Source organism: Salipiger pentaromativorans (assembly GCF_024721115.1).
Taxonomy (GTDB): Bacteria; Pseudomonadota; Alphaproteobacteria; order Rhodobacterales; family Rhodobacteraceae; genus Salipiger; species Salipiger pentaromativorans.
In genome coordinates, this window is the sequence record NZ_JAMDHK010000002.1 from 188,259 (window position 1) to 199,500 (window position 11,242).

An 11,242-nucleotide genomic window follows, 5' to 3' on the forward strand; every position below is an offset into this window, starting at 1 on the left:
GGGATAAGGGAGGGCTGTGCCCGGGGGGGGGCGCGTTCAGCCGCCGGTGTGGCTCATGTGGCGCGACACGCGCCCGTCCACGGTCTGCCGCGAATAGTCGAAATCATGGCCTTCGGGCTTCCGCGCGATGGCGCTGCGGATCGCCGCTTCGAGCGGCGCGTCGCTGTCGGGATGGTTGCGCAGCGCGCTGCGCAGATCGGCCCGGTCTTCCTGGCCCAGACACATGAACAGCTCGCCGGTGCAGGTGACCCGCACGCGGTTGCAGCTTTCGCAGAAATTATGCGTGAGCGGGGTGATGAAGCCGACCTTCTGGCCGGTCTCCTCGAGGCGCACATAGCGCGCCGGGCCGCCGGTGCTTTCCGCAAGATCGGTCAGCGTATATTGCTCGGCCAGCCGGCTGCGCAGGTCGTCGAGCTTCCAGTATTGGCCCAGACGGTCCTCGTTGCCGATGTCGCCCATGGGCATGACCTCGATCCAGGTCAGATCCATGCCGCGTTCCGCGCACCATTCGGTGATCGAGAACAACTCGTCCTCGTTGAAGCCTTTCAGCGCCACCGCGTTCAGCTTGACCCGCAGCCCCGCCGCCTGCGCGGCGTCGATTCCGCGCAGCACCTGCGGCAGACGGCCCCAGCGGGTGATCTGGGCGAATTTCTCTTCGTCGAGCGTGTCGGCCGAGATGTTCACCCGCCGCACCCCCGCCTCGTAGAGCGGTTTGGCGAATTTCTCGAGCTGCGAGCCGTTGGTGGTGAGCGTCAGTTCCTTCAGCGCGCCGGAGTCGAGATGCTGCGACATGGATTGGAAGAACTTGAGAATATCCCGCCGCACCAGCGGTTCGCCGCCGGTGATGCGCAGCTTTTCCACGCCCAGACGGATGAAGGTCGAACAGAGGCGTCCAAGCTCTTCGAGCGTGAGCAGCTCTTTCTTGGGGAGAAAGCTCATATGTTCGGACATGCAGTAGACGCAGCGGAAATCGCAGCGGTCGGTGACCGAGACCCGCAGATAGGAGATCGGGCGCGCGAAGGGATCAATGAGCTTTTCCATGACGCGAACCTAAGCACGAAAGCGCTCCTCGGCAAGCGCGGACGCGATTGTCAGGGTCGCACATTGGTTTTAGGGTGCGCGTCATGAAAGCCATTTCTCTCCTGCCGTTCCTGTTTCTGGCCGCCTGCGCGAAGGGCCCGCTCGGACTGTCTCCCGAGGCGGCAGCGCCCGCCGGCGACCAGATGCGCCCGCATGCGCGCCCCGAGGCGCTGTCGGCGCCGCCGCCGCCCGCCAATGCGCGCACCGCGGAACAGTTCGACACCACCACCGCCGCCGAGCGCAGCGCCGCCGCGGCGGCACCGGCCCCTGCCGGAGAGCGGCTGCTGGGCACCAGCGTCGCCTCGCTGGGCGACCCGGCCAAGCCCGGTTTCTGGGTCGAGACGCCGCTGGTCGCGCAGGCGGCGCAGGGCCGGGTGCTGTTCCCCGGAACCGGCAAATCCGCGCAGGTGGAGCTGATTCCCATCGACGGGCCCGCCACGGCCGGCAGCCGTCTGTCGCTGGCCGCGATGCGGCTCATCGGCGCGCCGCTGACCGATCTGCCCACCGTCGAGATCTATACCGGCGGCTGAACGCGCCAAAGCGCGGCAATCCGATGAAAAAATCCCTTGGCAACCACCGGTGCCCTGGCACATGCTGCCGCTAACACCGGCGGCCGGATACGCCATTGGTCTAATATGCCCGGGGCCCCGAGCGTGTAGTCTGGGCGCCGGAGGACAGGAAAGGATCACCCTTATGCACATGAGCGATACGCGCGAGATCAAGGCGCCCCGCGATCTGGTTTGGGCAGCGATCCTGGACCCGGAGGTGCTCAAGCAATGCGTGCCCGGCTGTACCGAGATGAGCGGCTCGGCCGAAGAGGGGTTCGAGGCGACGGTGGTGCAGAAGGTCGGCCCGGTGAAGGCAACCTTCAAGGGGCAGGTGACGCTGTCGAACATGAGCGCGCCGGACAGCGTGACGCTGTCGGGCGAGGGCAAGGGCGGCGCCGCGGGCTTTGCCAAGGGCGGCGCCGACGTGACCCTGACCGACAAGGGCGATGGGGTGACCGAGCTGCATTACGAGGTCGAGGCCAAGGTGGGCGGCAAGCTCGCGCAGCTCGGCTCGCGCATCATCGACGGGTTTGCCAAGAAGATGGCCGATCAGTTCTTCACCAACTTCCAGGAAGCGCTGGAAGGCCCCGCCGAAGCGGAAGAGGCCGGCGAGGCCGAGGGCGGCGAAGAGGGCAAGAAGAAGGGCTGGTTCAAGCGCATGGTGTCGGGCTGACCCGCGCCGGTCGGACCGGCGTCGCTGGTGCCGGCGGGATGTGACGAAGGAAACGGCGGGCGGGAACCGCGCCGCAGGGAAAAAGACCCAGGGAGGATTGGATGACCAAGGTGACGATGACGGTGAATGGCAAGGCCGTCTCGAAAGAGGTCAGCGGCAACACGCTGATGACCGAGTTTCTGCGCGACGAGCTGCGCCTGACGGGCACCCATGTGGGCTGTGACACCAGCCAGTGCGGTGCCTGCGTGATTCATGTGGACGGCAAGAACGTCAAGGCCTGCACCATGTTCGCCGCCGAGGCGCATGGCGCGGAGGTCACGACGATCGAGGGCATGGCCAATGCCGATGGCTCGCTGTCGGTGCTTCAGCAGGCGTTTCAGGATCATCACGGGCTGCAATGCGGCTTCTGCACGCCGGGCATGGTGATGACGGCGGCCAAGCTGCTGGAAGAGAACCCCAAGCCCAGCGAGCACGAGATCCGCGATTATCTCGAGGGCAATATCTGCCGCTGCACCGGCTACCACAATATCGTCAAGGCGATCCTGGCGGCCAGCGGTCAGGACGTGAGCGGCATCGCCGCCGAGTAAGGCGCCCTTGCCACCGCGCGCCGCCGGGATTGGCGGGGACGGTTTGAGTATTTGAAGAAAGATGAAAGGGCAGGGGGCGAGGAGGATGCGCCGCTGTCCGAAGCATTCCGAGGCGGGCGGAGCCTGCCAAACTCAGGGAGGAGTTTTCATGCCGAAGGATCATGGGATCGGCGCGGCGCAGAAACGGCGCGAGGACGTGCGCTTTCTGACCGGCGCAGGGCAATATACCGACGACATCAACGTCTATGGCCAGACCTATTGCGCCTTCCTGCGCTCGGATGTGGCGCATGGCAGGATCGTCAGCATCGACACCAGCGACGCCGAGGCGATGCCGGGGGTGGTGCGGATCTTCACCGGCAAGGATTTCGAGGGCGTCGGCGGGTTGCCCTGCGGCTGGCAGGTGACCGACAAGCACGGCGAGCCGATGAAGGAGCCGGGCCACCCGGTGCTGGCCCAGGGCAAGGTGCGCCATGTGGGCGATCCTTTCGCCGCCGTGGTGGCCGAGACTCTGGAAGAGGCGCGGAACGCTGCCGAGGCCATCGTTTACGACATCGAGGAACTGCCGGCGGTTGTGGATATGAAAGCCGCGCTGGCGCCGGGCGCCACCAAGGTGCATGACGATCTGCCGGACAACCTTTGTTACGACTGGCAGTTCGGTTCGGATCAGGCGGATGTGGACAAGGCCTTTGCCGAGGCCGCCCATGTCACCACGCTGGAGCTGGTGAACAACCGTCTGGTGGCGAACCCGATGGAGCCGCGCGTGGCGCTTGGCGAATACAGCCGCGCCAATGACGAAAGCACGCTTTATACGACGAGCCAGAACCCGCATGTGATCCGGCTGCTGATGGGCGCCTTCGTCCTCGGCATCCCCGAGCACAAGCTGCGCGTGGTGGCGCCCGATGTGGGCGGCGGTTTCGGCACCAAGATCTTCCACTATGCGGAGGAGGCCTTTGTCACCTTCGCCTCGCGGCAGATCAACCGGCCGGTGAAATGGACCTCGACCCGCTCCGAGGCCTTCATGTCCGACGCCCATGGCCGCGATCATGTGACCAAGATCGAGCTGGCGCTGGATGCCGACAACAATTTCACCGGGCTGCGCACCGATACTCTGGCCAATATGGGCGCCTATCTCTCGACCTTCTCGAGCTCGATCCCGACCTGGCTGCATGGCACGCTGATGGCCGGCAACTACAAGACGCCCGCGGTCCAGGTGAATGTGAAGGCGGTGTTTACCAACACCGTGCCGGTGGATGCCTATCGCGGCGCGGGCCGTCCCGAGGCGACCTTCCAGCTCGAGCGGCTGGTGGACAAGGCGGCGCGCGAGCTGGGGGTGGACCCGATCACGCTGCGGCGGCAGAATTTCATCACCGAGTTCCCCTATACCACGCCCGTCGCGGTGCAATACGACACCGGCAATTACATCGCCACGATGGACAAGCTCGAAGAGATGATCGACCGGGCGGGCTTTGCCGCGCGCCGCGCCGAGAGCGCAAAGAACGGCAAGCTGCGGGGCCTCGGCGTCAACTGCTATATCGAGGCCTGCGGCATCGCACCGTCGAACCTCGTGGGCCAGCTCGGGGCGCGGGCGGGTCTTTACGACGCCGCGACCGTGCGGGTGAACGCCACCGGCACGATTTCCGTGATGGTGGGCGCGCATTCCCACGGCCAGGGGCACGAGACCGCCTTTCCGCAGGTGGTGGCCGAGATGCTGGGCATCGACGAGAGCATGATCGACATCGTGCATGGCGACTCGAGCAAGATCCCCTTCGGCATGGGCACCTATGGCTCGCGCAGCCTTGCGGTCTGCGGTTCGGCCATGGTGCGGGCGACCGAGAAGATCATCAACAAGGCGAAGAAGATCGCCTCGCACCTTCTGGAAGCCTCGGAAGCGGATATCGAGCTGAAGGACGGCCAGTTCACCGTGGCGGGCACCGACAAGTCGGTGGCCTGGGGCGACGTGACGCTGGCGGCCTATGTGCCGCACAACTACCCGCTGGAGGAGATCGAGCCGGGGCTGGAGGAGACGGCGTTCTACGATCCGTCGAACTTCACCTACCCGAGCGGCGCCTATGCCTGCGAGGTGGAGCTGGACCCGGAAACCGGCAAGGTCGAGATCCTCAACTTTGCCGCCGCCGACGATTTCGGCAATGTGGTGAACCCGATGATCGTCGAGGGGCAGGTGCATGGCGGCATCGCCCAGGGGATCGGTCAGGCGATGCTGGAGAGCTGCGTCTATGACGAGAACGGCCAGCTTCTGAGCGCCTCCTACATGGATTACGCCATGCCGCGTGCCGAGGACGTGCCGTTCTTCAAGGTCGATCATTCCTGCGTGACGCCCTGCACCCACAACCCGCTGGGGGTGAAGGGCTGCGGCGAGGCCGGGGCCATCGGCTCGCCGCCCGCCGTGGTGAACGCGGTGCTGGATGCGCTGAACTCGGGCGGCTTCGATGTGGCGCATATCGACATGCCCGTTTCGCCGCACCGGGTGTGGAAAGCGATGCATGGCTGAGCCTTTCTCCGGCGGTCGCGCTTGACGCCGCCGCCGGGATTTTGCGTATTTTGAAAAGAGAAGAAGGGCAGGGGCGCACGAGATCCCGGACCCTTCGCAGGAGGTAAGACGATGTATAGCTTCGAGATCGAGACGCCGACGAGCCTTGCCGATGCGCTGAGCGCTCTGGGGCAGGACGAGGCGCAGGCGCTGGGGGGCGGTCAGACGCTGATCCCCTCGCTGAAGGCGCGGTTGGCTTCGCCGGCGGTGCTGGTGAGCCTGGCCAAGATCGACGAGATCAAGGGGATCACCGCCGGCGACGGCACGGTGACCATCGGCGGCGGCACCACCCATGCGGCGGTGGCGGCGGGGGTGGCCGGCAGCTATCCGGCGCTGGCGGCGCTGGCGGGCAATATCGGCGATCCGGCGGTGCGCAACCGCGGCACCATCGGCGGGTCGCTCGCCAACAACGACCCGGCGGCCTGCTACCCGGCGGCGGTGCTGGCCTCGGGCGCAACCATCGTGACCAACACACGCGAGATCGCGGCGGACGATTATTTCCAGGGCATGTTCACCACCGCGCTGGAAGAGGGTGAGATCGTCACGGCGGTGACCTTCCCGATCCCGGAAAAGGCCGCTTATCTGAAGTTCGAGCAGCCCGCCTCGCGCTTTGCGCTGGTGGGGGTGTTCGTGGCGAAATACCCCGACGGGGTGCGCGTGGCGGTGACCGGCGCGTCGGAATCGGGGGTGTTCCGCTGGACCGAGGCCGAGGCGGCGCTGTCGGCGGACTTCTCGGTCGCGGCGCTGGACGGTCTGTCGCTGCCCGCCGAGGGCATGATGGGCGATCTGCACGGATCCGGCGCCTATCGCGCCCATCTGGTGGCGGTGATGACCAAACGGGCGGTGACCGCCGCCGGCTGACCCGGTTGCGGCCAAGCGCCCTTTTCTGGCCCCGGTCCGGCGCGGATCGGGGCTTTTGCGCTTTCATCCGGGTTTGTCTTTCCTATATCGGTTGGGGAAAGACAAACCGGAAAGACCGCTCATGATCCCCGCCTCCGTTCTCGATCTCTCGCCCGTGCCCGAAGGCGGCACGGTGGCCGACGCGCTGACCAACACCATCGACCTTGCGCAACATGTCGAAGCCCTGGGCTACAACCGTTTCTGGCTGGCCGAGCATCACAATATGATCGGTATCGCCTCGGCGGCGACCTCGGTGGTGATCGGGCGGGTGGCGGCGGCGACGGCGACGCTGCGGGTGGGGGCGGGCGGCATCATGCTGCCGAACCACGCGCCGCTGATCATCGCCGAGCAGTTCGGCACGCTGGAGACGCTGTTTCCGGGCCGCATCGACCTGGGGCTCGGCCGGGCGCCGGGCACCGACCAGATGACCACCGTGGCGCTGCGCCGCAACCCGGCCTCGAGCGACCGCTTCCCCGAGGATGTGATCGAGCTGCTCGGTTTTCTGGGCGATGCCGCCGAGGGCCAGCAGGTGCGCGCGGTGCCGGGCGAGGGCACCCATGTGCCGGTCTGGATTCTGGGCTCGTCGCTCTTCGGCGCGCAGCTCGCCGCGCATCTCGGGCTGCCCTATGCCTTTGCCTCGCATTTCGCGCCGGACGCGCTGGGGCAGGCGGCGGAGATCTATCGCGACCGGTTCCGCCCCGGTCTGACGCAAGAGCCCCATTTCATGATGGCGGCGAATGTCTGGGCGGCGGAGACCCCCGAGGAGGCGATGTTCCGGCGCAGTTCGCAATTGCAGTCCTTCGTCAATATCCATCGGGGGACGCGGGGCAAGCTGCCGCGCCCGGTGGAGGACATCTCGGCGGTGGCCGAGCCGCGCTATGTCGCGGCGGCCGAGCGGATGATGAGCGTCGGCGCGGTGGGCGACCGGGCGCAGGTGGCCGAGGGGCTGGGGCGGCTGATCGACCGCTACAAGCCCGAAGAGCTGATGCTGGCCAGCGCGATCCACGACCCCGAGGCGCGCAAGCTCAGCTATACGATCGCCATGCAGGCGCTTCGGGATCTCGGCTGATCCGGCGCCGGTGTTCGGCGGTCTTCAGCTTTCGGAAAGATCCCTCGGTATATGACAGGCTCCAGACCGCTCACTGGAGGGATTGCAGATGGGGCTTTGGAGCCGACCGAAAAAGCAGCCGGCACAAGAGATTTCGGGGGATGAGGCGATCTTGCAGATCGTCGAGCGCACGCAGGCGGTGATCCATTTTGCGCCGGACGGGACGATTCTGCGCGCCAATGAAAACTTCCTCCGCGCGCTCGGCTACACCGAGGAGGAGGTGGTGGGAAAGCATCACAGCATCTTCGTGCAGCGGAAATACCGGCAGACGCCGGCCTATGCGCAGTTCTGGGAGGATCTGCGCGCCGGCAAGTTCTTTTCCGACGAGTTTCCCCGCATCACCAAGAGCGACGAGGTGATCTGGATCAGCGCCACCTATGCGCCGGTCTTCGACGAGGCGGGCAATGTGGTGCGGGTCACCAAGATCGCCACCGAGATCACCGGCCAGCGCGAGGCGATCAAGGACATCGCGCGGGGGCTGGCGGCGCTGAGCCGGGGCGATCTCTCCTTCCGCGTGACGCTGCGGCCCGAGGAGCGGCTGTCGGAGCTGGGCGAGGCCTATAACGTCGCGGTGGAAACCTTTGCCACGCTGATCACGCAAGTGCAGTCGGTGTCGAGCACGATCGATGAGATCGCCGAGCGCATCGGCGGCAATTCCGACGAGCTGTCGCGCCGCACCGAGACTCAGGCGGCCACGCTGGAACAGACGGCGGCGGCGGTGGAAGAGCTGAACACCAATGCGAAATCGGCGGCGGAATACGCCTCGGAAGTGGGCCGCGAGGCGGAGGACACCAAGCTCGCCGCCGAGGGCAGCAGCCAGGTGGTCGAGGATGTGACCGCGGCGATGCAGCGGATCGAGACCTCGTCGGAATCGATTTCGCAGATCATCTCGGTGATCGACGACATCGCCTTCCAGACCAACCTTCTGGCGCTGAACGCGGGGGTCGAGGCGGCGCGCGCGGGGGAGGCCGGACGCGGCTTTGCGGTGGTCGCCTCCGAGGTGCGGTCGCTGGCGCAGCGCTCGGCGGAATCGGCGCAGGAGATCAAGGCGCTGATCGGCGAGAGCGGCGGCCATGTGAAGGCCGGCGTGGATCTGGTCGGCAAGGCCAGCAGCGAGCTGATCAACATCTTTCAGGGGGTGGAACGGATTTCCGACCGCATCCGCGAGGTGGCGCACGGGCTGAGCGAACAGACCATGACGCTGGGCGAGATCAACACGGCGATTTCGCAGCTCGATCTGGTGACGCAACAGAACGCCGCCATGGTCAACGAGACCACCGAGGCGACGCGCAGCCTGGCGCGCGACAGCCGGACGCTTTCGGAAGGGGTGCGGGTGTTCCAGGTCTCCGGCGACGGCGGGGCTGCGCTTGCCGTCATGCCCTCTGGAGGCGGTCAAACCGGTTGGGCCGAGGAGGCTTCGGTCGCCTGAGGGGCGCAAACCGGCGAGGGGTTTCTGTTTTCATAAGAAGGGCGGGGCGGGCTCGAAGGGCTCGGTCTGGTTTCGAATCTGTGCTAGGATTCGTTTCGGGACTTTTCAGGTAAACATTTTGACGGAGGAGACGATGCGTTTTTCCAAAGCGGTTGCCGGGCTGGCTGTGGCGCTCATTCTATCGGGAGGCGTGGCGCTTGCCGGCGATGCCTCCTGGAAATATTCGGACGGGACACGGCTCAAGATCAAGTGCCGGACCGCTGGCTGCACGGTCAAGGCCAAAAAGCCGGGCGGCGACTGGGTGCTGGTGGAAGAGGGCCCCGGCGGCAACAAGAACTTTGTTGTGCTGGAAGCGAAGTATAAGAAGGCGAAACCGGTCTTGTGACCGTCTAGGCGGTCGCTGCCGCTGGCGATCTGGTAGGCCCGGAGGGACTTGAACCCCCAACCAAGGCGTTATGAGCGCCCTGCTCTAACCAATTGAGCTACAGGCCCACCGTGTCTGCCTGAGTAGCATTCGCGCGGGCAGGGTCAAGGTTTTCGCACGCGGCCCCGGCGCGCCGGGCCGTCCGGCTGCCACGCCGCCAGCTTCCGGAGCGCTGCGGTAGGTCACACGCGGGGTGTTCAGACGGCGTCCGCGCCACGCGGGCCTTGGGACTGTGGCGGCGGTTCTCGCACGGCGCGCTGTAGGGTGGGCAATTTGCCCACCCCGCCCGAAAGGCCCACGCCCATGGGGCACCGCTCGAAGGTCGCCGCTGCGTGGGGGCCTCCCTTCAACGTGGGCTGCGCAGCACCATCAGCTCGCCGACATTCTCACGGGTGATATAGCCCAGCACATGGCCGCCGGGGTCGGTCACGGCCACGGCGGCGGCCTCGGAGAGCGCGTCCAGAACCTCGCCCAGCGGGCTGCCGAGCGTGAGCTGCGGGACGTCTTCCATGAAATCCCCCACGGGCAGGGTGTTTTGCCCCTCGGCGATGGCGCGGAAGAGCGCGGTACGGGTGAGGAACCCGGCGAGCCGCCCGTCGGGGCCGAGGACCGGAAATTCGTGCTGGGTGGTGCGGATCAGGGTCTGGCCCGCAACATGCAGCGGATCTTCGGGGCGCAGGCTTTCGAAGGCGGTGATCATCGCGTCGCGCGCCTGAAGATCGTTTGCCACCGCGCGCGAGGTTACGTCCTGGCTTTCCGCCTGACCGGCGAAATAGACGAAGAGCGCGATCAGCAGCAGCATGAAGTTTCCCGAGGCAAGACCCCAGAACGCAAAGAGAAACGCCATGATCTGACCGGCGGTGGCCGCCGCCCGCGTGGCATGCACGCGGTCCATCCGCGTGGCGAGAAAGGCTCGCAGCACCCGCCCGCCATCCATCGGAAAGGCGGGCAGCAGGTTGAAGAGCGCGAGGAACAGGTTCACCGCCGCGAGCTGGCCCAGAAAGGCGCCGGGCGAGCCGCCGAGATTGGCCAGCTCCTCGATATCGGTGCTGGCGCCAAGCGCCATCAACACCGCCCAGATCACGATATTCACCGCAGGCCCGGCAAGCGCCACGATGATCTCCTGCGCGGGTTTTTCGGGCATCCGCTCCAGCCGCGCCATGCCGCCGATCGGCAGCAGCGTAATGTCGGGGGTCTTGATGCCATAGCGCCGCGCAGTCAGCGCGTGGCCGAATTCATGCGCCACCACGCAGGCGAAAAGCGCCAGGACGAAGCCCACGTTTTGCAGCGCTGCCATGGCGCCGCCCTGCGGCCAGGCCGCCGCCGCGACCCAGGCGAGCAGCAGGAAAAACGTCGCATGGACGCGCAGTTCCGAGCCGAAAAGGCGTCCGATGGAGAATGACCAGCTCATGCGATGGGCTCCTGCGATGACGGTGGGGTCAGGATGCGCCCCCCGCGTGCGGGGGGCAAGGGGGGCTATTCGGTGAAGGCGGCAGGCACGGCGCCGGTGAGGCCGGGCAGCAGATGCGCATCCAGCGCGAAGACATGGCGCGGGGTGCCGGCGGCGGCCCAGATCGTGGGGAACTCCAGCAGGCGCGGGTCGATCCAGGCACGGATCGGGCTGAGATGCCCCACCGGCGCCACGCCGCCGATGGCAAAGCCGGTCTGCGAGCGGATCAGGTCGGCATCGGCCTTGCCCAGCGGCTCGCCCGCCAGCGCCGAGGCCTTCTCGGCGCAGACCTTGTTGCCGCCCGCGGTCAGGAACAGCACCGCCTCGCCGCTCTCTTCGGCGCGGAAGATGATCGACTTGGCGATCTGGTCGATCTCGCAGCCGACGCTGTCGGCGGCCTCCTGCGCGGTGCGGGCCTGGCCCACCTCGCGAATGTCCGGCTCCATCCCGGCGGCTTCCAGTGCGGCGCGCACCCGTTTGAGGCTCTTGCTCATG

The 11,242-nt window shown here is 66.6% G+C and carries 11 protein-coding genes and 1 tRNA gene; 8 read left to right on the top strand and 4 right to left on the bottom strand.

The features are described from left to right. Window positions 1–36 precede the first annotated feature (36 nt). Window positions 37–1,041, bottom strand: coding sequence for a GTP 3',8-cyclase MoaA (gene moaA / locus M4578_RS04040; RefSeq protein ID WP_258092162.1), 1,005 nt, complete (start codon window positions 1,039–1,041; stop codon window positions 37–39). Window positions 1,042–1,124: 83 nt separating this feature from the next. On the opposite strand from moaA, the gene M4578_RS04045 reads away from it, so the two are divergent. From M4578_RS04045 to M4578_RS04080, 8 genes are all read left to right on the top strand, one after another. Beyond that, complete coding sequence (locus tag M4578_RS04045) at window positions 1,125–1,610, top strand: hypothetical protein (protein ID WP_258092163.1); 486 nt, start codon at window positions 1,125–1,127, stop codon at window positions 1,608–1,610. A gap of 163 nt (window positions 1,611–1,773) precedes the next feature. Further along, complete coding sequence (locus M4578_RS04050) at window positions 1,774–2,301, top strand: SRPBCC family protein (RefSeq protein WP_258092164.1); 528 nt, start codon at window positions 1,774–1,776, stop codon at window positions 2,299–2,301. 101 nt (window positions 2,302–2,402) lie between these two features. Continuing rightward, the gene (locus M4578_RS04055; protein WP_258092165.1) at window positions 2,403–2,888 is read left to right on the top strand and encodes a (2Fe-2S)-binding protein; all 486 of its coding nucleotides are present in this window, start codon (window positions 2,403–2,405) and stop codon (window positions 2,886–2,888) included. A gap of 148 nt (window positions 2,889–3,036) precedes the next feature. Continuing rightward, complete coding sequence (locus M4578_RS04060; RefSeq protein WP_258092166.1) at window positions 3,037–5,397, top strand: xanthine dehydrogenase family protein molybdopterin-binding subunit; 2,361 nt, start codon at window positions 3,037–3,039, stop codon at window positions 5,395–5,397. A 111-nt stretch (window positions 5,398–5,508) separates the two neighbouring features. Further along, window positions 5,509–6,297 carry an FAD binding domain-containing protein gene (locus M4578_RS04065; RefSeq protein WP_258092167.1) on the top strand — a complete coding sequence of 263 codons (789 nt, stop codon included), beginning with the start codon at window positions 5,509–5,511 and terminating at the stop codon, window positions 6,295–6,297. A gap of 121 nt (window positions 6,298–6,418) precedes the next feature. Further along, window positions 6,419–7,405: an LLM class flavin-dependent oxidoreductase gene (locus M4578_RS04070; RefSeq protein ID WP_258092168.1), complete on the top strand. Its 987-nt coding sequence runs from the start codon at window positions 6,419–6,421 to the stop codon at window positions 7,403–7,405. Between the two features lie 88 nt (window positions 7,406–7,493). Then, window positions 7,494–8,873 (top strand): methyl-accepting chemotaxis protein, encoded by a 1,380-nt coding sequence (locus M4578_RS04075; RefSeq protein WP_258092169.1) that lies wholly within the window; start codon window positions 7,494–7,496, stop codon window positions 8,871–8,873. A gap of 118 nt (window positions 8,874–8,991) precedes the next feature. After that, window positions 8,992–9,258, top strand: coding sequence for a hypothetical protein (locus M4578_RS04080; protein WP_258092170.1), 267 nt, complete (start codon window positions 8,992–8,994; stop codon window positions 9,256–9,258). A 30-nt stretch (window positions 9,259–9,288) separates the two neighbouring features. Here M4578_RS04080 and M4578_RS04085 read toward each other — a convergent pair. From M4578_RS04085 to M4578_RS04095, 3 genes are all read right to left on the bottom strand, one after another. Continuing rightward, a tRNA-Ile gene (locus M4578_RS04085) sits at window positions 9,289–9,365 on the bottom strand. 278 nt (window positions 9,366–9,643) lie between these two features. After that, the gene (locus tag M4578_RS04090; protein ID WP_258092171.1) at window positions 9,644–10,708 is read right to left on the bottom strand and encodes a site-2 protease family protein; all 1,065 of its coding nucleotides are present in this window, start codon (window positions 10,706–10,708) and stop codon (window positions 9,644–9,646) included. 65 nt (window positions 10,709–10,773) lie between these two features. Then, on the bottom strand, window positions 10,774–11,241 hold the full coding sequence (locus M4578_RS04095) for a YbaK/EbsC family protein (RefSeq protein ID WP_258092172.1): 468 nt from the start codon (window positions 11,239–11,241) through the stop codon (window positions 10,774–10,776). Window position 11,242: the final 1 nt, after the last annotated feature.

What these genes read in the sequence shown, in the direction of transcription:
- moaA (WP_258092162.1), bottom strand. Translation starts at nt 1,041, where the DNA reads ATGGAAAAGCTCATTGATCCCTTCGCGCGCCCGATCTCCTATCTGCGG.
- M4578_RS04045 (WP_258092163.1), top strand. Translation starts at nt 1,125, where the DNA reads ATGAAAGCCATTTCTCTCCTGCCGTTCCTGTTTCTGGCCGCCTGCGCG.
- M4578_RS04050 (WP_258092164.1), top strand. Translation starts at nt 1,774, where the DNA reads ATGCACATGAGCGATACGCGCGAGATCAAGGCGCCCCGCGATCTGGTT.
- M4578_RS04055 (WP_258092165.1), top strand. Translation starts at nt 2,403, where the DNA reads ATGACCAAGGTGACGATGACGGTGAATGGCAAGGCCGTCTCGAAAGAG.
- M4578_RS04060 (WP_258092166.1), top strand. Translation starts at nt 3,037, where the DNA reads ATGCCGAAGGATCATGGGATCGGCGCGGCGCAGAAACGGCGCGAGGAC.
- M4578_RS04065 (WP_258092167.1), top strand. Translation starts at nt 5,509, where the DNA reads ATGTATAGCTTCGAGATCGAGACGCCGACGAGCCTTGCCGATGCGCTG.
- M4578_RS04070 (WP_258092168.1), top strand. Translation starts at nt 6,419, where the DNA reads ATGATCCCCGCCTCCGTTCTCGATCTCTCGCCCGTGCCCGAAGGCGGC.
- M4578_RS04075 (WP_258092169.1), top strand. Translation starts at nt 7,494, where the DNA reads ATGGGGCTTTGGAGCCGACCGAAAAAGCAGCCGGCACAAGAGATTTCG.
- M4578_RS04090 (WP_258092171.1), bottom strand. Translation starts at nt 10,708, where the DNA reads ATGAGCTGGTCATTCTCCATCGGACGCCTTTTCGGCTCGGAACTGCGC.
- M4578_RS04095 (WP_258092172.1), bottom strand. Translation starts at nt 11,241, where the DNA reads ATGAGCAAGAGCCTCAAACGGGTGCGCGCCGCACTGGAAGCCGCCGGG.